This is a genomic window from Bacillus sp. FJAT-18017, assembly GCF_001278805.1.
GTDB lineage: Bacteria > Bacillota > Bacilli > Bacillales > Cytobacillaceae > Bacillus_D.
The window spans coordinates 1,664,380-1,688,516 of the sequence record NZ_CP012602.1; the positions used below are offsets into that span (position 1 = coordinate 1,664,380).

The following is a 24,137-nucleotide window of genomic DNA, read 5'->3' on the forward strand; positions in this document are numbered from 1 at the left end:
AGGATACTAACGGAAAATGACCGTTGGCAAAGAGAATGAAAAAGGATGCAGGTTTACCTGCATCCTTTTTATTATAAAGGAAGTTTAATATTCCAGACTGTGGATAACTTTTTTATTGAGTTTGTCTGCCTCTAGCTGAACAAGAAAAGCTTCTCTGAAATTGCATCACATGAAATTACGCGTTAGACTGCTTACTTTAGGTTCTCCGGATTCAGTTGCTCTAGTTCAGGAAGAACGAAGCGGCCGTCCTTGCGGATTAGTACATCATCAAAATAGATTTCCCCGCCACCGTATTCAGGACGCTGGATATTGACCATGTCCCAATGGATATTGGAGTGGTTGCCGTTATAGGCGTCATCATAGCTTTGTCCAGGTGTGAAGTGGAAGCTTCCATCAATTTTTTCATCAAACAGGATATCTTGCATTGGAGTCTGGATATAAGGATTGACACCAATTGCAAACTCTCCTACATAACGGGCACCTTCATCGGTATCGAAAATTTTGTTAATACGTTCTGTATCATTCGAAACTGCTTCAACAATTTTGCCATCCTTGAAAGTAAGCTTGACATTCTCAAAAGTAAAACCCTGGTAAGGCGAAGGTGTATTGTATGTGATAACGCCATTTACTGAATCCCGTACAGGGGCGGTATAAACCTCACCGTCGGGAATATTCATTTGGCCTGCACACTTAATTGCTGGAATGTCTTTAATTGAGAAGGTAAGATCAGTTCCGGGGCCGGTCAAACGGACTTTATCAGTCCTGTTCATCAGCTCGACAAGGCTGTCCATTGCTTTATCCATCTTGCTGTAATCCAAGTTACATACATTAAAATAAAAGTCTTCAAATGCTTCTGTACTCATTTTCGCCAATTGGGCCATGGATGATGTCGGGTACCTGAGTACTACCCACTTAGTCTTAGGGACGCGGATATCTCTATGTACCTTCTTGCCAATCGTGTTCCCATGGATTTTCATTTTTTCATCCGGAACATCAGCATGTTCGCTAATGTTATTTCCGGAGCGCAAGCCTATGTATGCATCCATTTCCTTCATTACAGCAGCTTCAAAGTCAGCAATCATGCTAAAGTTTTCTTCCTGTGCGCCCATCAGCAGCGCCCGGTCTACCTGATGGTCTTTAAGAAGGACGAAGGGGTAGCCGCCAGCAGCGTATGCCTCTTTGACCAGCGCTGTTACAAGCTCGCGCTGAAGCCCGAAATTTTCAATCAATACTTTTTCACCTTTTTGCAGCCGGACAGAATAATTAATTAAATTCTTTGCCAGTGTCTCAATTCTAGGGTCCTTCATATCGGAGACCTCCTTTATTTATCTAGAGAATAAACCTTTCATTACTTTCAGAAAGATGCTTTCGCGTTATTTATTCCATCTACTAGTTTAACCCAATTGGTGGAAAAAGTTTAAAATTTAGATTAAAGAAGAAAAACTTTCTTTCTTTTGAAGGAAAAAAATAAGTTTTAGGGAAATAATAATACAACCAGCTGTTTATGGTTTTTCCCTATGGGTAAAAGTAACTGTAGATTAACGGAGGTGTAGAACAGATGGAAGTAATTTTATATTTAAGTGTAGCGGTTATTGCTATAGCATTTTTTGTCCTTGTAATCTATTTATCAAAGACATTGAAATCGCTCCAAATCACTCTAGAAAGTGTATCGAAGACTCTGGTGGGCCTCGAACGCCAGCTTGATGGGGTCACGAAGGAAACAGCAGTTCTCTTGCATAAAACCAATGCTTTAGCAGACGATATCCACAGGAAATCTGAAAGTCTCAATACGGTTGTTGAAGCGGTGAAAAATGTCGGGACATCAGTCAACAAATTTAACCAATCTGTCCAGACTATTGTTGGCTCGGTTGATAAACAAATTGACCAGAATAAGGACAAGATTTCACAAATCGTTCAATGGAGCAATGTTCTCATTGAATTGAAGGACAAGTGGAATGCTAGGAAACAGGCTGCAGCTACAGCTTCAGTGAAACGTGAGTTGTTGGAGCCCCAAACTGATAGGGGTAATTTACAATAAGGGAGGCCTTGTATCAATGACAGGCAGGGACAATGGAATGAGAGAGTTTGAAGAAAAGAATGTCACATCAAAAGACTTCATAACAGGTGCAGTAATAGGCGGCTTGATTGGTGCCGCTGCGGCGTTATTCCTCGCACCAAAGTCAGGGCGTGAAATGAGGGAATCTGTCTCAGGACAAGCATCCGCTCTGAAGGACAGAACAGTCCAAATGAAGGATACAGTCGTTGAAAAGACTGGCGAACTAACCAACATCACGAAAGAAAAAACATCTTCATTAACACAGGCAGTCTCTCAGCAATCCTCCAATTTGATTGGTAAAATCAAGGGGTCTGAGACTGTTGAGGAACCAACTGGTGAGGCTGAGGTTCCGGCTGTAGAGACGGAGTATATTCCGCTTGAAACCTCCAACAGGCCTTTTGAGGAACTGACCCTTTCCGATGATGCCGAAGTCCGTGAAAAGCTCGAGGAAGTCAAGGAAGCTCTTGATGGCGAAGAAACTAAATACAATAGCTAACAGTCTGGAACTGATTAGTTGAAAAACGGGACGGTGAAGTGATATTATTGCTTCACCGTTTTGCATGAAATCACTAGGAAAAGGAGAATCGTAATGATTAATACACTTGAATCAATTGAACAATTCGATGAAATTATTAAAAAGGAATCGAAGGTCATGATCCTGAAGCATAGCAGCACTTGTCCCATTTCGCATGCTGCATTTGAAGAATATGGTGAATTTGCCGGCGATGACAGCATACCTGCCTGGATGCTGATTGTTCAGGAATCACGGCCTCTATCCACTCATATCGCTGAAACATATGGGATTAAGCATGAATCCCCTCAAGCTATCCTCTTTGCAGATGGACAGCCAGTGTGGAATGCTTCCCATTGGAAAATAACAAAAAAATCCCTAAACGAAGCAATCCAAGGATAATTAAAAGTTTTTAATTGTTATATTGATTGTTAGCCGCCTTCATGCTGGATAACCAACTGAAAGTGGCCGTACTCTTTATTTTGTTCCCAAGCTCGCCAAATGGCGAGTTTTCTTTATTTTTATGCGGGATGGGCAATAATAGGGAGCAGAGAGAAAAAGGATACTTTAACACTTAAAAGCGTTTAATTGTTAAAGAAAATGATGACAAAATTTTCGTAATAAAGTATAATATATCCTATTAGCCGGGAGATGCGCTAATTCTCCATTATTGCCTAAAACTATTGATGAAACTCGGGCTGACGAAAGGACGGAATACGGTATGAATGAATTGGATAAGTTACGGTCCCGTATTGATGAACTCAATATGGAACTCCTTCAGATTATCAGCGAGCGCGCACAATTGGCTCAGGAAATTGGGCGTGTGAAGGAAACCCAGGGAGTGTATCGATTTGATCCTGTACGTGAAAGAAAAATGCTCGATATCATCAAGCAGAAAAATGAAGGGCCATTTGAAGATTCAACCATTGAACATATTTTCAAGGAAATTTTCAAGGCCAGCCTGGAGCTGCAAAAAGATGATCACAGCAAAGCTCTGCTTGTTTCCAGGAAAAAGCACCCTGAAAACACAATTGTAGAAGTTAATGGCGAGCAAATTGGTGACGGGAAACCACACTTTGTTTTTGGGCCTTGTGCAGTAGAGTCCTATGAACAAGTTGCCACTGTCGCGAAGCATATGCAGCAAAAGGGCCTCAAGCTGCTTAGAGGTGGGGCATTTAAGCCGCGTACATCTCCTTATGACTTCCAGGGGCTAGGTGTTGAAGGATTGAAAATTCTAAAGCGGATTTCCCAAGAGTACAATATGGCGGTTATTAGTGAAATCGTTAACCCTGCCGATATCGAGATGGCTGAAGAATATCTTGATGTCATCCAGATTGGCGCGAGAAATATGCAGAACTTTGAATTGCTGAAAGCAGCAGGCGCTTCAACAAAGCCAATTTTGCTAAAACGTGGAATCTCCGCAACTATTGAAGAATTTATCAATGCTGCTGAATATATCATGTCACAGGGTAACGGCAATATCATTCTTTGTGAGCGCGGTATTAGGACGTATGAAAAAGCAACAAGGAACACGCTCGATATTACTGCAGTACCAATCTTAAAGCAGGAAACCCATCTTCCTGTCATGGTTGATGTAACTCATTCTACTGGCAGAAGGGATTTACTCCTTCCTGCTGCTAAGGCTGCCCTTGCAATCGGTGCGGATGGCGTGATGGCAGAGGTTCATCCGGATCCAGCTGTCGCTTTGTCGGATTCGGCTCAGCAAATGAACCTGGAGCAGTTTGACAGTTTTCTATCAGAGCTTATGGCCTCAAACCTAGTGCGCCAATAATCCTCAGAATGCCTTCTGTCCGGGACAGAAGGCATTCTTATGTTAAAAAGAAAATTCCTATTGCCATGATGCGGCCAAGCTCAATGATTACTCAATAAATTGATGTACAACCGGGGTTAATCCTGTCAGTGGCGAAAGGGAGCCGCCTTGGGTTGGAAGGTACGGAGAAGGCTTCAGTACCCAAATTGATTTGCTTGAGTTTGTTTAGGCAACGGAGAAGGCGAAGTGCCTCAAGCAGCCTGCCAAAGCTCCGCGGACTTGTAAATTTTCAAATAAATTTAGACGATGTTAATTGCAGCAATTCGGCGGTTATCGTATGATTAAACAAAACTAGTATGTTTATTCAATCACATACTAAAAATGACTAGCGAATTCAAGAAGAGGCAAAATAAAAAAAATGGCCTGTTTTTAAGGAGTGTTACACAGATGAATATTACGATTTATGATGTTGCCAGGGAAGCGAATGTTTCAATGGCGACGGTGTCAAGGGTTGTAAACGGAAACCCGAATGTTAAGCCTGCAACAAGAAAAAAGGTTATGGAAGTAATCGACAGACTTGGTTATAGGCCAAACGCTGTGGCAAGGGGACTTGCGAGCAAAAAGACTACAACAGTCGGTGTCATAATTCCAGACATCTCGAGCATTTTCTTTGCCGAACTAGCAAGGGGTATTGAGGACATCGCTACGATGTATAAATATAATATTATCCTCAGCAACTCCGACCAAAATAAGGACAAGGAACTTCACCTTCTGAACACAATGCTGGGTAAGCAGGTAGATGGTATTGTTTTTATGGGAGGAAATATCACTACGGAGCATGTAGAAGAATTTAAAAAATCCCCGGTCCCGATTGTATTGGCTGGATCAGTGGAACAGACCAGGGAAATTCCATCTGTCAATATTGATTACGAGCAGGCTGTATTTGACTCAGTAATGGAATATGTCGAGCGAGGCCATAAACGCATCGCCTTCATAATCGGGCCGCTTCACGAGCCAAAGAACAGCGAATTGAAGCTGAAGGGATATAAGAGGGCTCTTGACGAGGCAGGTATTCAATTTAATGAGGAATATATTGTAGAAGGTGACTATACGTATGATTCAGGCATCGAAGCAATAGAAAAACTGATTGAGTCAGACGAAAGGCCGACTGCAATCCTCGTTGGATCTGATGAAATGGCACTTGGGGTTATCCATGGGGCTCAGGATAAGGGCTTTAGTATACCTGAGGACTTTGAGGTGATTACTTCAGATAATACCAGGCTTTCACTCATGGTTCGTCCACAGCTTACAACGCTCGTGCAGCCATTATATGATATAGGCGCAGTATCAATGAGGCTTTTGACTAAGTATATGAATAAGGAAAAGGTCGATGAGCATACCGTTGTCCTTCCGCATCGAATCGAACAAAGAAATTCAACGAAGTAAAAAACAAAAGCGCAAGCGCCTTCGTGACAGGCAAAAACCGCCTGTCCCTGCGATGATTATTCTGAGGAGCTTTCCTTAGTGATCATGGCCGTACAAAGTGGAGGGGCTTCGACTGAGATAAAATGAACCTTCCATCAGCGCTTTTTGGCTGATGGTTAGGTGAATGAATCGGACCTTTAGGGACAGTTGCCGACGAAGGAGGCTACTGTCCTTTAAGGTGGGGTAAAGGAATCACGAAGAGCGACAGCGCATTCGTGCATGACTTATCGTAGGGAGGAGACCTGAAGTTTGCTAGGCGATAGGCGTTGGAGCTGGACGTATAAAAAGGCTGTCTCGAAAGTTCGTCACTAAACGAGCTTTTGGGACAGCCTTTTGAATGTAAAACGGACAGAGCGGTGCTAAACAAAAATTCCTGTTTTACCTTACATTCTCTATCTTAATAGCAGCAAAGCTGAAAACACTATAAAAATTATACAGATTCAGTTTTTGATGTATTTCTGATAGGATACAGTGCTTTTTCAAGTGTCAATAAGTTCTTTTCAGTTATCTCTGCTTTTCTGGGGATAGGATTGTAAATATCCGGACCGTCCTCCCACGAATCGGGAAGAGGCACCCCGGCTTTGGTTTGCCACTTTTCAGTCCAGGCAGCAGGCAGATTTCCGGTCGCACTTGAAGCCTTCCCGGTCATTTCCATCCAAATCAAAGCCCATGCTCTTGGAACAACCCTCCAAATATCATAGCCTCCGCCGCCTACAGCAACCCATCGGCCATTGCAATAGCGATGTGCAAGTTCATGGGCGAGCTTTGGTATTTCACGGTAGATATTCATTGTCCCATATAAATGGGTAAGCGGGTCATAGTAATGTGAATCCGCACCGTTTTGGGTCAGGATTATATCGGGTTTAAAGAACTCAGTAACCTCTGTCAGAGCTGTTCTGTAGATTTGCAGCCAAGATTCGTCTTCCGTGAAGGCATCCAAAGGAATATTAAAAGAAAAACCATATCCTTTTCCCTGGCCGCGCTCGTTTATTGAGCCGGTACCAGGAAAGAGATATCTACCTGTCTCATGAATAGATAAGGTGCATACATCCGGATCGTCATAAAAGGACCATTGAACCCCATCCCCGTGATGTGCATCCGTGTCTACATAAAGGACCCTTGCCTTGTATTTTTCCTGCAAATATTTTATTGCCACGGAGCTGTCATTGTATATGCAAAATCCTGAGGCCTTTCCCCTAAATCCATGATGAAGCCCTCCCCCGAGGTGCAATGCATGGGACGTTTTTCCTGTCATAACCATATCGACCGCTTCTAGTGTTCCTCCCACTATCATTGCGCTGGCTTCATGCATATTAGGAAATATTGGGGTGTCCTCGGTTCCCAGTCCAAAGTTCTCTGCCGAATCTCCAGTTAAAAGACCTTTTCCAGCCATTTTGACAGCATGGACATAGGAGGGATCATGAATAAGGCATAATTCCTCTTCAGTGGCCATCCGTGGTGGAACGATTGATGAGTCATCCAGAGCGCCTGAGTGTTTTAAAAGGTCAATTGTCAGCTTAATCCTAAATTGATTAAAAGGGTGCTGGCTGCCAAAATTGTATTTCAGTAGTTCTTCTGAAAAAATAAAGGCGCTTGAATCGTTCATATTGGCATACCCGGAATATTTGGCCATACCACATGATGACCGGCAGCCTTCAGGTCATGGATAAGGCCAACAGGATTCATTGTCTGTACACGGATGACCAATATTTTGTATGCTTCATCTTGTTTATCAGGATAAACAAGGACACTTTGGATATTAGCTTTACGGTTCTTAATCACATTGGCTACTTCCCAGAGAGTCCCGGCTTTATTGGGCACCTTTACTTCAATTTGTGAACCCGGCTGATGTGCGCCAGTAAGTTCCACAAGTGTGTGGAGCAGGTCTGTTTCTGTCACAATTCCCACAAGCCTCTGGTCCAGGATGACTGGTACACAGCTAATATGATGCTCATAAAGCAGGGCGGCAATTTCCTCAACAAAGTCGAGAGGGTGCCCGGTAATGAGATTTCGTTTCATAATCGTTTCCAAAGGCTTTTGAAGATCTTCAACATGCTCCTCCCGCCTAAAAATAGACGGAGCTGCATCCCTGATATCTCTATCCGACACAAGTCCAACAACATGCCGCTGTTCATCTATTATTGGGATGTGCCGTATTTTGTGATCTTCCATCATTTTGATTGCATCTGCAATCGTATTTGAAGCCTTTAAGGTGGCAACATTGGTTTTCATGATTTGTTCTATAATCATCACACTACCCCCTAATACATGAAGCGGTTCATGAACCTGAGCTGGTCAAATTTTTGAATGGATTCCGGGCTTACCCTTTTGCCAATACGGGCCATAAGGCAATTTGCCGGGTGAGAACTGATTTCGGGATCATCAGTCGCATACCATTCCAGGCCGCCGGCATTCATCATTTTCTCCATGACCTTTCTATATTCCCATACATTTAATCCAGTTCCTTTCAAGTCCCAATGCCAATAATATTCGGTGGTTATCGTTATGTAGTCCTCCATTGCATCATCCATCATCGATACTCTAAGAAGGTTTTTACCAACGGATGCCCCTCGAAACTCGGGTATAACCTCAATGGCCCCGAGCTCTATCAAATCTTCCATTTTGCCCTCAGACCAGCGTTCAAGCGGATCAGGGTATAAATATGTTACATAGCCGACAATTTCATGGTTGTGCCTGGCAATAATAATACGGCCCTCAGGCAATGAGGCAATTTCAATTAATGCCTTGTGCTGCTGGGCTGGCTGCCGGAAAGCAACAAGATTCTCGTGAAATTCATAGCCCGCTAGTTTTTCGGCAGAAATTGGCCCTTCAATGATGAGATTTCCTTTTGCGGTTTTTAGCTCTTTCGCATTATATGTTTTTATATGTTCCATTACGTCACCGCCTGCTAAGCTTAGATAATACCTCTATTATACATAAAATCCGGAATGATAAAGCGCTTTCACTAAATTTTCTGGAAAAGAACCACAATATTAAAGTATAAAGGGAAAATATTTTAAAAATTGTGAATAACATTCTTTTATACTATAATAATATAAACGCGATAAAGGGGGAAAGTTTAAAGTGAAAATGGAAGCGCTGCCAGTTATTCAAGGGGATTATAATCTTAAGGATTATAATGAAACCTACAAGAATTTTGACTGGAAAGAAACTGAAAAGGCATTTAGCTGGCATGAGACAGGCCTTGTAAATTTGGCTCACGAGGCAATTGACCGTCATGCCGACACATTCCGCAAGAATAAGGTGGCCCTTTACTACAAGGACCAGGAGCGGAATGAAAAGTACACGTTCAAGGAAATGAAGGAATTGTCCAACAAAGCGGCAAATGTGCTAAAAACATATGGGGATGTGGAAAAAGGGGACCGCGTCTTTATTTTCATGCCGCGCTCACCAGAGCTTTATTTTGCAGTTCTCGGTGCCATTAAGCTTGGCGCGATTGTTGGTCCGCTCTTTGAAGCCTTCATGGAGGGTGCAGTAAGGGACCGTCTCCAGGACAGCGAAGCGAAAGTAATTGTCACAACTCCGGAGTTGCTAAATAGGGTTCCGGTTGATGAACTTCCTGCATTGAAGTACATATTTATCGTAGGTGACGGAGTCCAGGAAACGGATAAGATCATTGATTTCAAGAAAAAGTTTGCAGAAGCTGATAAAAAACTGAAGATTGAATGGGTGGACCGGCAGGATGGCCTAATCCTTCACTATACTTCCGGTTCGACAGGGAAGCCTAAAGGTGTTCTTCATGTCCATAATGCCATGATTCAGCATTACCAGACAGGGCAATGGGTCCTTGATCTGAAAGAAGACGATGTATACTGGTGTACAGCAGATCCAGGCTGGGTCACAGGAACTTCCTATGGCATTTTCGGGCCATGGCTTGCCGGGGTTTCGAATGTCATTGTTGGGGGCCGTTTCTCGCCGGATACATGGTACAAAATGATTGAGGAATTCGGAGTAACCGTATGGTACAGCGCTCCGACTGCCTTCCGCATGCTGATGGGTGCGGGTGATGAAATTGTGAAGAAGTACGATCTTTCAAGCCTCCGCCATGTTCTAAGTGTAGGTGAACCGTTAAACCCCGAGGTAGTCAAATGGGGCATGAAAGTGTTCAATAAGCGCATCCATGACACTTGGTGGATGACAGAGACAGGAGCACAGCTCATTTGCAATTATCCTTGTATGCCAGTCAAGCCTGGTTCAATGGGTAAACCGCTGCCTGGCGTTCAGGCCGCGATTGTCGATGACCGGGGTGAAGAACTTCCGCCATACAGAATGGGCAATCTCGCCATTAAAAGAGGCTGGCCATCAATGATGCATGCGATCTGGAACAATCCTCAAAAATATGAATCGTATTTTATGCCTGGAGACTGGTATGTAACAGGTGACTCTGCATATATGGATGAGGAGGGCTATTTCTGGTTCCAGGGCCGTGTTGACGATGTCATTATGACATCAGGAGAAAGGGTAGGTCCTTTCGAGGTAGAGAGCAAGCTCGTTGAACATCCAGCTGTAGCCGAGGCCGGAGTAATTGGAAAGCCTGATCCTGTCCGCGGAGAAATCATCAAAGCATTCATTGCTTTGAGGGACGGCTATGAGCCATCCGAGGATCTGAAGGAAGAAATCCGCCAATATGTTAAAAAAGGCCTGGCTGCGCACGCGGCACCAAGGGAAATCGATTTCCGCGATAAGCTTCCGAAGACCCGAAGCGGGAAAATCATGAGGCGTGTCCTGAAAGCATGGGAGCTCGACCTGCCGACTGGCGATCTTTCGACAATGGAAGACTAAATTACATTGACTATATGAAAAAACAAACCGCACCGGAAAACCATTCTCCGGTGCGGTTGTTTGTTTTTTTATTAGCAGAAAAGTCTGGGACACAATGGGAAGCTAGAGAGAAAACAGGGACAAACCTGTTACGAAGGCGATTTCGCTTTCTTTGATTTTTCTTCACTCTTTGTTCCGCCAATTTCAATTTCATTTGATGGTGCGGATTCCTTTCCTGCAATATCGACTGCAGTGACATAATAGATGCCTGGTTTCGCAGGATAGGATAGCCCTGTGCCGGCCCGGATACTGGCTACCTTGGATCCGCCAACTTTATAGACACGATATCCAATAATATCCGACTCGTTGACAGCATTCCATTTTAGAGTATTGCCTTGGGCAGCGACTTTAACAGAAGCAGGGGTTTTTCCGTTTTCAGCAAGTTTTGCATCAGGCACTAAAAGATTTGACCATCGCTTCATTTTCGGAATAAGCGCCGATGCATTCTTGAAATTCGTACCAGTCAATGCAGATGCATATTCCGGATTCAGGACAAGCCCTGTTTCAGCAAAATCATCCGGGGTGGAATCAAGCGCCATGTAGTTTTTATCGCCAATCCTTACATACTTGCCAGTACTTAGGCTGTTATCTGATTTTGTTGGCACATACTTGGCATTAAAAATGTCAGTTTCGACAAGGCCGGCTCTTTTGCAGGCCTCTGATGGCAGCGTTCCGGAAATCGCGCAGAATGATCTTGTGACAATCCCGCTAGGCATCTTGAACCTGGCTTCCGGATCGACAAGCTTTGGATTTATATCATAGGCTGCATTTAAAAGGTCAGCCCACAGATAATTCGTCCGCTGGCTGTAGCTGAGATTTCCTTTGGCCCGCAGCGATTTTTGTGTATCATATCCTGTCCATATACCCATTGTGATGTTTGGATTTGTTGCAACAATCCAGGAATCATAATACTCATTTCCTGTACCAGTTTTTCCAGCCCAGTCAGTACTGAATTTCAGTTTGTTTCTAACACTGGCAGCTGTACCGTAATCAAAGACGTCACGCATGACATCGAGGGTGAGATAAGCAGTTTGCGGACTGAATACGTTTGTCGGTTTTACCTTATGCTGATAAATAACTTTGCCTTCTTTATCGGTGATTTTTTCAATCATATAAGCATCGACAAACTTGCCCTGATTTGCAAATGTCGAGAACGCATTTGTGTTTTCTTCAACAGTCACACCCTTAGCCATCGAGCCGAGGGCTGTCGATCTGTTATGATAATCATCTTTTCCAAGAGAGGTGAAGCCCATTTTTTCAAGGTACTTCGCCGGATTCTTACTCTGGATTTCTGAATATAGTTTCACGGCAGGGACGTTATAGGACTTGGCAAATGCATATCTCGCCGTCGCCATTCCGCTGTAGCCGCCCCCATAGTTTCTCGGCCATGGATTGCCTGGGTCTGAAGGATTCAGGTGCAAAGGAACATCAGGCAGAATGGTGCCGGGGGATGCTGCTCCCAATTCAAATGCAGGCGCGTATACCAGCAGAGGCTTCATTGTCGAACCGTTGTTCCTGAGAGACCTCGTCGCATGGTTCAATTCCTGTTTCTTGAAATCCCGGCCTCCGACGAAACTGATGATTTTTCCTGTTTTGTTTTCAATCATGATTGCCCCGACTTCAACCGGCTCCATGACTGTTTTCTTCTTCTTTGTTTCAGGATCTATTTTTGTTTCAGGTTTATCAGGGCCATAATAAGGGTATTTATTCTTTGCCTTCTCCATGGCATCATAAATCTTCTTATCAATAGTTGTATGAATGCTATAGCCGTTCTGTCTAAACTCGCGTCCTGCAAGAGTAAAATACTTGTTATATAGCTTATCGTCCTTGCTAAGTTCTTTTTCAGTAACGCCATCCTTATCAGCGATTAGTTTCGCAAGGATGTCAGTCGCCCGCTGTTCGGCTTCAACCATTACCCAAGGATATTTTTCAAGAGGATCTGCTCCTGGTTTTACAAAATCCTTTGTAACATCATAAGCCCGTGCTTCCTCATATTGCTTTTCGTCAATGTAGCCGCCATCATACATACGTTTCAGGACAACCTTCATTCTTGTTAACCCGGGTTCAAGGTTTTCCTTAATCTTTTTGTCCTGAGTGAATGGCGTATAGCCGAAAGGGCTCTGCGGCAAGCCGGCAATAAAGGCGGCCTGGGCAAGATTCAGCTTTTTCGCATCAGTGCCAAAAATCCCTTTAGCTGCTGATTGAACTCCGGCTATATTGCGTCCAGATGAATTACGCCCAAAGGTAGCCATATTGAGATAGGCTTCAAGAATTTCCTCTTTCTCAAAAAACTTTTCGAGCCTGAGGGCAAGAAGTATTTCCTTTGCCTTTCGTTCAAAAGAGACCTCGTTCGTCAATATCTGGTTCTTGATCAGCTGCTGGGTGAGTGTACTTCCGCCTGATTGCATTGGCGCATTAGTCACTTCCTGGACAAGCGCCCTAAGGATAGCCTTTGGCACGACACCATCATGCTCATAGAAATACTCATCTTCAGTGGCAATGACCGCATTAATTAAATGTGGTGATACATTTTCAAGCTTTATTTCCTCCCGGTAAAGGTCGCTGCGAAGCTTTCCGAGCGGAACATTATGTGCAAAATACACATCCGAAGTTTCCGTATAATTATAAATATCCTTCTTCATGCTTTCATAGCTGCGCACTGGCTCATCCTTCACAAGTGAAGCGAAATATCCTGCGCCTGTTCCTGCAGCAAATGCGCCGCCGGCAACAGAAACAACCAGGAACATCAAGAATAGGTTCCAGAGGACCCCGTATGCAATCCTGGCATTCTTGACCGTTTTTTTATTAGTGAAAATGGACTTTGCCCTATCGAATAATGAGTGCTTATTCTTCTCCATATCATCCCTCCAAAATCACATACATTATAGCATAAAGCGACAGTAAAAAATGGAGAAACTCTGGAATTTTCAAAATCTGCCGGGGAATTGACATTTATTCTTCCCTATGGTAAAAAGAATTAACGTTTAATTTGAATATATTGAAGGCTGTGAAAGGAATAAGTAGTTTTTCCATCACTGGTTGAAGAGAGCTGCCGGCAGGTGCGAGGCAGTCCAAATGGAAAAATGAATTACAACCCGGAGCTTTTGACCCCTGCTTATTTGTGGGCGGCACGGTGTGAACCGTTATCTCAAGAGTTGGAGAATTTATTTTCTCAAGCTGGGTGGTACCGCGCGATTACGTTTTGCGTCCCTGCATTTTGCAGGGGCGTTTTTATTTTGCCAAAGATGGAGGAGTTTCTATGGATTTATTACAGGATTTACAGTGGAGAGGAATCATTTACCAGCAAACAGATGAAGAGGGGTTAAGGGACACTCTCTCAAACGAAAAAATATCGTTATATTGCGGTATGGACCCGACCGGCGACAGCATGCACATCGGGCATTTGATTCCATTTCTTACATTAAGGAGGTTCCAGCAGGCGGGCCATCGTCCAATTGTACTAGTTGGCGGCGCGACCGGACTGATTGGAGACCCAAAGCCAAACGCCGAACGGACCTTGCAGTCTATTGAAACGGTGCAGCATAATGTTGAGCGGCTGACAGAACAGCTGAAGACCATTTTTGACTTTGAAGGCGAGAATGGTGCCCTTATGGTGAATAACTATGAGTGGACAAAAGATTTGGATATCATTACATTCCTGAGGGATTACGGGAAACATATCGGGATCAATTACTTGCTCGCAAAAGATACGATTGCCAGCCGCCTTGATTCCGGGATATCGTTTACAGAATTCACATATACCATCCTGCAGGGAATGGATTTCAAGCATTTGTATGAGAAGCATCAGTGCAGGCTGCAAGTCGGCGGCAGTGATCAGTGGGGGAATATTACAACAGGGCTGGAATTAATCCGGAAAATGCTTCCTGAGAGCGAAAAGGCCTTTGGAATGACCATTCCACTTGTTACAAAGGCCGATGGAACAAAGTTTGGGAAAACAGAAGGCGGATCAATTTGGCTTGATCCAGAGAAGACGACTCCTTACGAGTTCTACCAATTCTGGGTAAACACAGCTGATGCCGATGTAGTCAAATACCTGAAATTCTTTACATTCTTGTCTCATGAGGAAATTGATGCATTTGAGAAGTCAGTTCAGGAGGAGCCTCATCTTAGGAAAGCGCAAAAGTCGCTTGCTGAAGAAATGACCAGGTTAATCCACGGACAGGAGTCGCTTGACCAGGCAATCAAGATTTCCGCTGCCTTGTTCAGCGGGGATGTAAAAAGCCTGTCAGCTTCTGAAATTGAGCAAGGCTTCAAGGACGTTCCTTCCTACGAATTTGCCGGGGAAGAAACACTTGTCGACCTGCTGGTTGCAGCAAAAATCTCCCCTTCCAAGCGTCAGGCTCGTGAGGATATAACAACAGGTGCAGTTTCCGTGAATGGTGAAAAGGTTACCGATACAGCATATGTCCTAAAGGATGACGACAGGATTGAAGGGAAGTTTTCGATCATCCGCAGAGGCAAGAAGAAATACACGTTAATCAGGTTTTAATGATCATTGCCGCAGGTATTTCGCCTGTGGCAATTTTTTTATTCAGATGAGGGGCAATCAAGAGAAACTGGGGACAAGCAGTCTTCGTCTATTTTAGAAAGGAGTGATGAACCAATGAAATGGCTGGTGCATCTCGTTTTTCTTGTTCTGTTGGGCCTTCTGACTTTTTTTGGGCTTGGCCCAGTGCTCATGGCAGATGGGGTATGGACGGAGAGGCTGGCAACTGCCTTGATCGTGTTGGCTTTATACGTACTGCTTGGTTTTTTATATAAGCGGTTTGGATTTAAATAAAAGGCTCTATTATATTTGAATGTTGATTTTCATTGGGTTTGAAAAATAAGCGGAGTTTTTCCGTCTGTTTTATCCAAATCGTTGGATTCTTAAGCGGAATATTCCGCTTAAATCTGCTGTTTAAGCATCGACTTTTTACATTAGACGGAAATTCTCCTCCTATGAATTGCACGAAAATCAACAATGATTAATAACAGAGCCAAATAAAAAAAGACCCGGTCCAATGGTTGGACCGGGTCTTTATCGGCTGTTGCCGGATTATTAACGGCTGTAGAACTCAACGATAAGAGTTTCGTTGATTTCAGCAGGAAGTTCAGAACGCTCTGGTAGGCGAGTGAATGTTCCTTCAAGCTTGTCAGCATCGAAAGTCAGGTAATCTGGAACAAAGCTGTTCACATCAAGAGATTCCTTTACAACATCAAGGTTGCGGGACTTTTCACGAAGGCTGATTGTTTGGCCAGGAGCAACGCGGTATGATGGAATATCAACGCGTGAACCATCAACAAGGATGTGGCCGTGGTTTACCAACTGGCGAGCTGCACGGCGAGTGCGAGCAAGACCAAGGCGGTAAACAAGGTTATCAAGGCGAGATTCAAGAAGAATCATGAAGTTTTCGCCGTGTACGCCCGCCATTTTGCCTGCTTTGACAAACAGTGTGCGGAACTGGCGCTCGTTCACTCCGTACATGTGACGGAGCTTTTGCTTTTCTTGCAACTGCAATCCGTATTCGGAAATTTTCTTGCGTTGGTTTGGACCATGAGGGCCTGGAGCGTAAGGACGCTTTTCAATTTCTTTTCCTGTACCGCTTAGGGAAATTCCAAGGCGGCGGGAAATTTTCCAGCTTGGGCCGGTATAACGAGCCATGAGAGACTCCTCCTTGTGTGTTTTTATTTTGGTAAAATAAAAACCGTATGAATCATCAGTATGGGCCATTTTGTTTTCATGCACCTTCGCCCCAGCAGCATAGGGTTACAAGATGCACCATCACTTATTGCCATGGGCACATTGATGCGTCCGCTTAAGTGAGGAACAAAATGCGAGCCATAAAGGGTTCATTCAGGCTGCAATATTTTACACAAAGACTATTATATTACTTTTGTTAACTATTAGTCAAGGGGATTTTCGCTACACCGTTGGTTTCGGTTAGAGCTCCATTTTAATAATGAGCTTCTTGACGACCCTGTGGACCGAAAAAAGTAGGTCCGGTCGTCAATACAACTCCTTGACGACCCTATGAGTAAAAAAAGTGGTGTCCGGTCGTCAATACAACTCCTTGACGACCCTGCGAGTAAAAAAAAAGAGTCAAGTCCACTATCTTGTGTAAATTCCTATACAATGGTATATCAGCTTATTTTATTTTTGGTGGAATGAAGGGGGTACCCCCTTCATTCCACCAAAAATTTCGCGCTTCGCGTCTATTTTTTAAAAAGGATCTTTTTCCTTTCTTGTTCTTCCGTATAGTCAATCAGGATTGCGCCAATCATTCGAAATGCAGATTGGGTATTGGGGAAAATTCGGATTGACCTTTCCCTTCTACGGACTTCCTGATTCAACCGTTCCAGCGAATTTGTACTTCGGATATATGGGTGGTACTTGGCAGGTTCGTTAAGGAACTGAATGGCATCCTCGAAGCCTTCTTCCAATGTTCTCAGTGTACGCTCAAGTTTAGGATTATCCCCAAACCGGTCTATAAATTCATCCTTAAACCGCCTAGCCTCATCCGCCTCAGCTACATCAAAGATCCTCTTAAGCCCGAATTTCACCTCATCCATTTCTTTTTTGGGCAGATTGGTGAAAATGTTTCTTTTGAAATGAACCAGGCAACGTTGCCAGATGGTTCCCACGAACTCTTTAGCTATGGCGGCTTTCAGGCCTTTGTGTGCGTCAGAAATAACTATTTTGGGGGATTGGAGTCCTCTTTCCTGAAGGTGCTGGAAAAAACTCTGCCATGCTTCAAAACTCTCGGAGTGGGCCACTTTTAAGCCTAAGACATCCCGGTGATTGCCTTCATCAATCGCTGTCGCGATATAAACGGCTTTGGAGACCACGCGGTTATGTTCCCTTACCTTGATATACATCGCATCTGCAAAAATATAAGGATAATATTTAGTGTTAAGAGGCCGGCTGGCCCATTGGCTCACCACCGGGTCAAGCATTTCCGTCAGAGAAGAAACGAAGGATTTTGAAACACTCTCCCCGCATAATTGTTTGACAATATGCTTGACCTTTCGGGTGGATACGCCATTTACAACCATTTCAAGCATAGAGAGGATAAACGCCTGGTCGCATCTTGAATACCTTTCAAAAACGGTTGTCGAAAAGTCTCCACCCCGTGTACGGGGCACCTTCAAGGTAACTTTGCCGATACTGAGTAAAAGATCGCGTTCATAATAACCATTTCGGTAGTCGCGGCGAATTGAATTCCGCTCGTAGGCCCCAGCCTGGAGATACTCGTCCCGCTCCTTTTCCATTACGGCATTCAATACAAGGACAATGGACGCTTTCATCACAGTGTCGATGTTGGAAGCCATTACGGCTTCTTTTAAAACGTCGGTATTTAGGTTAAACTGAATTTGGGTCATCATTAATTCCTCCACATTGTTTTCGTCGCTGATAACATTGTTGACAAAAGGAATTAATTTGACCCTTTTTCTTTTTACACAATTATATGGACTTTATCAAAAAAAGTGGTGTCCGGTCGTCAATACAACTCCTTGACGACCCTGTGAGCCAGAAAAAGCGGTGTCCGGTCGTCAATACAACTTCTTGACGACCCTGTAAGCAAAAAAAGTTTTGTCCGGTCGTCAATATAACTTCTTGACGATCCTGTGAGTAAAAAAAGTGTCTGGTCATCAATATAACATCCTGGCGATTCTATGAGCTAGAAAACCTGATTGGGTCTTCAATAGATTTAAAGAAGCAAAAACCTAAAAATTTGCTACTCAAAATAAGACCATCTACTTAATTTAACCATTTTTAAATTTCTTTCGAGAATCCCCTTTATCCATTTCATGGACAATATCCCGCACCACTTATGCATTACGATGGTTGTAATCTTCTCATCCGGAAATAGAAGCTTAAACTCCTCCACGTGGCGCATAACAGCATCCTCAACATTCTCAGCATGGGCGCATTTTTTGCATATTAATTTCTTCCCCTCCACGTAAACATCAAATGAATCACACGTTTTGCAAACCATTCCGGGTCGAACCTGTTCAAATGTATAAGCGGGGAGCTGTTCAAAAGGGGATTTTTGCATATGCATTGAGTTTAGCTTATCTGCGAGTAACGAATGGTAACCGCTGAGCTTGCCAGTGTTTGTATCAAGTTTTTTAAGATGACGGTTGAGATGGGTGGGAAGAATGATGGGCTTATCGAGAGGTGCATTGTATAAGGTGAATTCGGGGTTGATGAAGACAACAGAGCTGTCCACTTGCATATTGAAGCCTATGCTTTTCAAGAGCTGCCTTATTAGGGTCTCGCACCTGCTTAATTGAAGCAGGGGATCAGAAACTTCCGTATGCGGCTTTATAAATAATTTTTCGTCTTGATAAAAAAATTCTCCTTCAAAATTCTTCACCTCAAAGATGATAATCCCGTTTGGAAAAATAATCAATGTGTCGATTTGAAATGTCCTGCCGTTAAACTGCAGTAATAAATCATTCAAAATAATACAGTCGCAGGTAAGCAATTCGGTTCGCTCATCAAACATCAACTCTCCTTCATAGCCCTTCTTCAGGTTGATATATTGGTGTTTGAAGTCTTCTGGCAATTCCATCCGTCTGTCCAAATAGCGGAGGATTCGCAGTTCTCTTGATTCGATCCTTGCTTTTTTTATCATGGGACACTCCCTTTTCAATAGAAAAATTAGTACAAGTCTATTATAAAAAAACCTACCTCATTATCCCAGTACTCATAGTAAATAATTTTGTACGCATGTTTTTGCTTTCAAAATTGGAGGGGATATCATATGCTAGAAGCATAATATGTAAGCGTTTTCAAAGTTGAGGGGGGAGAAAAACATGGAAGAGAAAGAATTACAGCTTGAAACGAGGATGATTCATTCAGGTTATGAGCCAAAGGACCATCATGGCAGCCTTGTGCCGCCACTTTTTCAGACTTCGACATTTGTTTTTGACAATGCAGCACAGGGAGAAAGGCGATTTGCGGGAAATGAGGATGGCTATATTTACACGCGATTGGGAAACCCAACCATTAGCATTCTTGAAAAAAGGATTGCGGAGCTTGAAGGAGCCGAAGCGGCACTGGCCTTTTCCTCCGGTATGGCTGCCGTATCTGCGATTCTCTTTTCTATTGTAAAATCGGGAGACCATATTTTGTGTTCTCCAGGAGTATATGGCTGCACATTCGGCCTCTTGCAGCTCATGCAGGATCGGTTCGGAGTCACTCACAGCTTCTCACCTATGGATAATGCCAACCAAGTTGAACAAGCGATTCAGCCGAATACAACCTGCATCTTTATAGAAACTCCTATCAATCCAACAATGAAGCTTGTTGATCTTGAGATGGTTGCCAACATTGCAAACGGCAAAGGGATTCCAGTTGTAGTTGACAATACATTTTCCTCGCCGTATCTGCAAAACCCGCTGGCGTTGGGTTGCGATGTAACGCTTCACAGTGCGACAAAATACATTTGTGGACATGGTGATGTTATTGCTGGTGTCGCAGCAGGCAAAGCTGATTTTATGAAAAGGGTAGCCATGGCGGCACAGAAGGATGTTGGAGGCGTCATGTCGCCGTTTGATGCATGGCTTTTGCTCAGGGGCATAAAGACTCTTGCTGTAAGGATGGACCGGCATTGTGAGAATACAGAGCATATTTTTGCTTTTTTGAAAAATCACCCTAAAGTTTCAAAGATTTTTTATCCGGGAGATCCGGAGCATGAAGATTACCATATTGCAAAAAAACAAATGAAGAAACCAGGTGCTCTCATTTCATTTGAAATTGAAGGAACAAAGGAGACAGCCCAAAGATTTCTTGATGAGCTGAAATTGATAAAAATTGCCGTCTCTTTAGGGGATGCCGAAACACTTGCACAGCATCCTGCAACAATGACTCATTCAGCAGTACCGGAGGATGAACGGTTAAGGATGGGGATCAGGGACAATCTGATAAGGCTATCCGTTGGGCTTGAAGCATGGGTTGATATCAAAAATGACCTTGAGCAGGCCCTGGAGAAACTATAAGAAAAAAAGCCGGACAACTGATTGTCCCGGCTTTTCTCCTATAGATATTTTACTAATACAGCTACAAACTCTTCCAGCTTTTCCTGGTCGAGTGCATCGAATCTGTTTTTCTCTGGAGAATCAATGTCCAGAACACCTAGAAGCTGTCCATCCTTGACCAGTGGTACGACAATTTCCGATTGCGAGGCGGCATCGCAGGCAATGTGACCTGGGAACAAATGCACATCTTCCACCCGGACTGTTTCCAGTTTTGCTGCCGAGGTACCGCAAACCCCTTTGCCAAAAGGAATTCTTACGCAGGCAGGGAGCCCTTGAAATGGCCCGAGTACTAGTTCGCTATCCCCATCAACCAGATAAAATCCGACCCAATTGATGCGGTCAAGGAATTGATTTAGAAGGGAGGAGGCATTGCTTAAATTGGCAATTGCGTTTTTCTCCCCTTCAAGCAAAGCTTGTAATTGCTTTATGACAAGGCTGTAATTTTCTTCTCGACTGCCTTTGTACATTTCGACATTAAACATTCTCATTCCCCTTTCTTCGTAAAGCTATTTAAACAATTTTATCAGATATTGTACATCTTGGGCAGAAACTGTCGATATTTTTTAAAAGGAAATTAAGAGGAAAGAGAGAAACTATACAAGAGTGTTCCTTTGTCAAAATCGGGGCACAGGGGAGGCTTGTGATGAGGAAAAACAAAAAGGAAGCCATTGTTCTTGCCGCTGTGTCACTTTTTAATACAAAAGGATTTGCAGGTACATCAATTCGCGACATCGCAGCCAAGGCCGGTGTTAATCCGGCAAACATTGCGTATTATTTTGATAACAAACATGGGCTGCTGGAATACTGCTTAACTACTTATTTCGAACTATACCTTGCTCAAATTGAGGAGGCGATGTCCCTGCTCGATTTTGGCGCCAGTGTGTGCCTTAAAAAAGTAATGGAAAACCTGATGTATTTCCAATGTGCCAACACCCAGATGTCCCGCTTCATTGTAAGGGAAATGTCGCTTGATTCGCAGACAGTCAGGGAAATCATGTCTACGTATTACCAAAAAGAAAAGTATTATTTTCAGGCAATTCTGGAACGGGGAATGAAGGATGGTGCTTTCCGGAAACTGGCGGTTCCTTATGCGATCATTCAAATAAAAGGGCTGTTGACGATGCCATTTTTAAATCCTCATTATATTACCGAAGTTCTCCATGTTTTTCCTCATGAACGTTATTTTGCAGACAAATACCTGGATCAGCTTTTCGATTGGGTGGATGGTTCTCTCCTCGTAACGGATCAAGCAACCATTGCAATTTAATATAGAATTAGCAAACATCCGGGAAATTTTCCCGGATGTTTTTTGTTAGGTCGGCTTTAAGTTGTATTTCCACCCGCAAGAACAGAAAACATCATATATTTGCCTTGTAAATCATTTGCATTTCCATCGTCAATGTAGTTGAATGAACATAGCTCTTAATGAGCGCATTTTAGCCATAAGAGGCGAAAATGCGCTTTTTCAACTAAAAAAGCCAAGTTTTTTGAAAAAAAATGAAATTCCACGTCAAAAAATGTCGCTTCCATGGTATCATAAAGGCATTAAATTACGTATAATTGCACTTTTACATAAGTAAGTATCTGTCTTTGATTGATGAAACAGGGGGATATTATGGAAATTATTATTGGAGTTATTTTCCTTGCGATTGCATTGTTTATTATAGGTTATTTTATTAAAAGAAAACACTTTAAAGAGATAGACAGGCTTGAGGCCTGGAAGCTAGATATTATGGACAGGCCTGTCCTGGCGGAGATGTCAAGGGTCAAGCAGCTGAACATGACAGGCCAGACGGAAGAATTGTTTGAACGCTGGCGCAATGAATGGGATGAGATTGTCACTGTCAAGCTTCCTGAAGTGGAAGAAATGCTTTTCGATGGCGAGGAATACATAGATAAGTACCGCTTTGGAAAGGCAAAGGAAGTTCAGCGTGAAATAACAGCGGTTCTCGAAGTGACCGAAGAAGAAATTAAGAGAATTCTGTCTGAGCTAAATGAGCTGATAGGAAGCGAGGAGAAGAACCGGGGTGAGATTGAAGAACTTCGGGAAATTTACAGGGAATCGAAAAAGACCTTGCTCGCACACCGGCACAGCTTTGGCAGAGCTGAAAAAAGACTGGAAGAAATCCTTGAAGAGGCAGCGTTAAAATTCACCGAGTTTGAGGAGAAAACAAATAATGGTGATTATCTTCAGGCTAGAGAAACCGTCCTTAGCCTCCGGCAGCTGCTAGAGGACATGGGGAATAAGATGGAGCGGGCCCCTCAGCTGCTGATTGAATGCCAATCTTTGCTGCCATCCCAGGTAAATGAACTGGCTGACGGTTACCGGGATATGGTGTCAAACGGATATTGCCTTGACCATCTCGAAATAGATACGGAACTTGCCGAGATGGAAAAAGAACTTGAAGGTTTTCTTTCCATGCTGGAAAACGTCGAGATTGAAAAAGCTGAGCACGGAATTGAGGAATTAAAAATCCGTATTGATAGACTAATGGATCTCCTCGAAAACGAAGTAAAGGCAAAACTGTATATTCAGCAAAATGTGGATCAATCAGGGGATACCCTGGAACATGCAATCGAGAAAAACGAAAGTGTTAAAGCCGAAGTTACTCATATACAGGAAACATATCATTTGAATGAAAAGGATTTTGCTTCTCAGCGCAAGCTTGAGAAAAAACTCGCCGACATCGTTAAACGATATGATATCCTTCTAGAAAAAATCAAGCTGAATGAAACGGCTCAAACCGTCATTAGCTCCGAATTGGCTGAAATGAAAGATGAGCTTCAAGCATTCAGTGAGGAACAAGAGGTTTTTGCAAAAAAATTGAGCGACCTAAGAAAAGATGAAATGGAAGCTCGGGAAACCGTCAGGGAATTGATTAAGAAAATTTCCGAAACTACCAGATTGGTGGCCAGGAGCAATATCCCTGGTCTTCCTGAACAGTATACGTATTTATTGGAAGATGGCTATGAAAGTATCCGCAATGTCAGGCAGAAGCTTGAAGAAAAGCCGCTAGATATAGATGCTGTCAAACAGCATCTTGAAATTGCGGAGCTGACAATAGAAAAGCTTGCTGTAACAACCAAGGAAATGATTGAAAACGTCATTCTTGCCGAGAGGGTTATCCAGTATGGAAACAGATACAGGAGTAAATATCCATCCGTTGCCAAGGGCCTTTCGGACGCGGAAAAGTCATTCAGGGAATTTAATTATGAGGCTGCGCTCGAACAGGCAGCTACATCTATCGAAGAAATTGACCCTGGAGCAATCAAAAAAATTGAAACTTTTGTTTCTGCAGATTAATAATAGTCAAGGGACCGTGGCATATCAGCCCGGTTCTTTTTCTGTCCAGCTCCACAAGAAATGCTTCGGCAGCATAAACATCGCACGAAGAAAGGCGGTTTGCTTTTTCGAGGAGCGCCAA

At 43.3% G+C, this 24,137-nt stretch carries 20 protein-coding genes and 1 other annotated feature; of the genes, 11 read left to right on the forward strand and 9 right to left on the reverse strand.

Features of this window, described 5'->3' with window-relative positions; translation table 11 throughout:
• Positions 1-191: 191 nt before the first annotated feature.
• On the reverse strand, positions 192-1,307 hold the full coding sequence (locus AM500_RS07590) for an aminopeptidase (protein ID WP_053598676.1): 1,116 nt from the start codon (positions 1,305-1,307) through the stop codon (positions 192-194).
• A 251-nt stretch (positions 1,308-1,558) separates the two neighbouring features.
• Here AM500_RS07590 and AM500_RS07595 point away from each other — a divergent pair, with 251 nt between their 5' ends.
• The 5 genes from AM500_RS07595 (at position 1,559) to ccpA (ending at position 5,784) form a co-directional block, all read left to right on the forward strand.
• Positions 1,559-2,038: a DUF948 domain-containing protein gene (locus AM500_RS07595; RefSeq protein ID WP_043934077.1), complete on the forward strand. Its 480-nt coding sequence runs from the start codon at positions 1,559-1,561 to the stop codon at positions 2,036-2,038.
• Positions 2,039-2,054: 16 nt separating this feature from the next.
• Positions 2,055-2,552 carry a YtxH domain-containing protein gene (locus tag AM500_RS07600; protein ID WP_053598677.1) on the forward strand — a complete coding sequence of 166 codons (498 nt, stop codon included), beginning with the start codon at positions 2,055-2,057 and terminating at the stop codon, positions 2,550-2,552.
• A 93-nt stretch (positions 2,553-2,645) separates the two neighbouring features.
• Positions 2,646-2,969, forward strand: a complete 324-nt coding sequence (gene ytxJ, locus AM500_RS07605; protein ID WP_053598678.1) for a bacillithiol system redox-active protein YtxJ — start codon at positions 2,646-2,648, stop codon at positions 2,967-2,969.
• A 319-nt stretch (positions 2,970-3,288) separates the two neighbouring features.
• Positions 3,289-4,359, forward strand: a complete 1,071-nt coding sequence (locus AM500_RS07610; RefSeq protein ID WP_053601657.1) for a bifunctional 3-deoxy-7-phosphoheptulonate synthase/chorismate mutase — start codon at positions 3,289-3,291, stop codon at positions 4,357-4,359.
• A gap of 426 nt (positions 4,360-4,785) precedes the next feature.
• Complete coding sequence (gene ccpA / locus AM500_RS07615) at positions 4,786-5,784, forward strand: catabolite control protein A (RefSeq protein ID WP_043934081.1); 999 nt, start codon at positions 4,786-4,788, stop codon at positions 5,782-5,784.
• A gap of 469 nt (positions 5,785-6,253) precedes the next feature.
• Here the strand turns inward: ccpA and AM500_RS07620 are convergent, their stop codons facing one another.
• From AM500_RS07620 to AM500_RS07630, 3 genes are read right to left on the reverse strand one after another with little or no spacing between them, the layout of a single operon-like run.
• Positions 6,254-7,429 carry an acetoin utilization protein AcuC gene (locus AM500_RS07620; RefSeq protein WP_053598679.1) on the reverse strand — a complete coding sequence of 392 codons (1,176 nt, stop codon included), beginning with the start codon at positions 7,427-7,429 and terminating at the stop codon, positions 6,254-6,256.
• The gene (locus AM500_RS07625; RefSeq protein WP_053598680.1) at positions 7,426-8,073 is read right to left on the reverse strand and encodes an acetoin utilization AcuB family protein; all 648 of its coding nucleotides are present in this window, start codon (positions 8,071-8,073) and stop codon (positions 7,426-7,428) included. Before AM500_RS07625 ends, AM500_RS07620 begins: the two co-directional genes overlap by 4 nt.
• Positions 8,074-8,084: 11 nt before the next feature.
• Positions 8,085-8,717, reverse strand: a complete 633-nt coding sequence (locus tag AM500_RS07630) for a GNAT family N-acetyltransferase (protein ID WP_053598681.1) — start codon at positions 8,715-8,717, stop codon at positions 8,085-8,087.
• A gap of 190 nt (positions 8,718-8,907) precedes the next feature.
• On the opposite strand from AM500_RS07630, the gene acsA reads away from it, so the two are divergent.
• The gene (gene acsA / locus AM500_RS07635; protein ID WP_053598682.1) at positions 8,908-10,626 is read left to right on the forward strand and encodes an acetate--CoA ligase; all 1,719 of its coding nucleotides are present in this window, start codon (positions 8,908-8,910) and stop codon (positions 10,624-10,626) included.
• A 128-nt stretch (positions 10,627-10,754) separates the two neighbouring features.
• On the opposite strand, the gene AM500_RS07640 is transcribed toward acsA, so the two are convergent.
• On the reverse strand, positions 10,755-13,523 hold the full coding sequence (locus tag AM500_RS07640; RefSeq protein ID WP_053598683.1) for a transglycosylase domain-containing protein: 2,769 nt from the start codon (positions 13,521-13,523) through the stop codon (positions 10,755-10,757).
• Positions 13,524-13,663: 140 nt separating this feature from the next.
• Positions 13,664-13,880 (forward strand) — a binding site (T-box leader).
• A gap of 44 nt (positions 13,881-13,924) precedes the next feature.
• Here AM500_RS07640 and tyrS point away from each other — a divergent pair.
• Positions 13,925-15,175: a tyrosine--tRNA ligase gene (gene tyrS / locus AM500_RS07645; protein WP_053598684.1), complete on the forward strand. Its 1,251-nt coding sequence runs from the start codon at positions 13,925-13,927 to the stop codon at positions 15,173-15,175.
• Between the two features lie 114 nt (positions 15,176-15,289).
• The gene (locus tag AM500_RS25415) at positions 15,290-15,466 is read left to right on the forward strand and encodes a DUF6954 family protein (protein WP_156319772.1); all 177 of its coding nucleotides are present in this window, start codon (positions 15,290-15,292) and stop codon (positions 15,464-15,466) included.
• Positions 15,467-15,727: 261 nt separating this feature from the next.
• Here the strand turns inward: AM500_RS25415 and rpsD are convergent, their stop codons facing one another.
• The 3 genes from rpsD to AM500_RS07660 form a co-directional block, all read right to left on the reverse strand.
• On the reverse strand, positions 15,728-16,330 hold the full coding sequence (gene rpsD / locus AM500_RS07650; RefSeq protein ID WP_053598685.1) for a 30S ribosomal protein S4: 603 nt from the start codon (positions 16,328-16,330) through the stop codon (positions 15,728-15,730).
• 551 nt (positions 16,331-16,881) lie between these two features.
• Positions 16,882-18,048, reverse strand: coding sequence for an IS256 family transposase (locus tag AM500_RS07655; RefSeq protein WP_053597994.1), 1,167 nt, complete (start codon positions 18,046-18,048; stop codon positions 16,882-16,884).
• 356 nt (positions 18,049-18,404) lie between these two features.
• Entirely contained in the window at positions 18,405-19,244 is an 840-nt protein-coding gene (locus AM500_RS07660; protein WP_231688125.1) for a nuclease-related domain-containing protein, read from the reverse strand.
• 244 nt (positions 19,245-19,488) lie between these two features.
• Here AM500_RS07660 and megL point away from each other — a divergent pair, with 244 nt between their 5' ends.
• Positions 19,489-20,673: a methionine gamma-lyase gene (megL, locus tag AM500_RS07665; RefSeq protein ID WP_053598687.1), complete on the forward strand. Its 1,185-nt coding sequence runs from the start codon at positions 19,489-19,491 to the stop codon at positions 20,671-20,673.
• 38 nt (positions 20,674-20,711) lie between these two features.
• Here megL and AM500_RS07670 read toward each other — a convergent pair whose 3' ends face one another.
• The gene (locus AM500_RS07670; protein ID WP_053598688.1) at positions 20,712-21,194 is read right to left on the reverse strand and encodes a GAF domain-containing protein; all 483 of its coding nucleotides are present in this window, start codon (positions 21,192-21,194) and stop codon (positions 20,712-20,714) included.
• Between the two features lie 161 nt (positions 21,195-21,355).
• Between AM500_RS07670 and refZ the strand changes: the two genes are divergently transcribed.
• The gene (refZ, locus tag AM500_RS07675; protein ID WP_053598689.1) at positions 21,356-21,979 is read left to right on the forward strand and encodes a forespore capture DNA-binding protein RefZ; all 624 of its coding nucleotides are present in this window, start codon (positions 21,356-21,358) and stop codon (positions 21,977-21,979) included.
• Between the two features lie 348 nt (positions 21,980-22,327).
• Positions 22,328-24,016, forward strand: a complete 1,689-nt coding sequence (gene ezrA / locus AM500_RS07680; RefSeq protein WP_053598690.1) for a septation ring formation regulator EzrA — start codon at positions 22,328-22,330, stop codon at positions 24,014-24,016.
• The last annotated feature ends 121 nt before the right edge of the window (positions 24,017-24,137 follow it).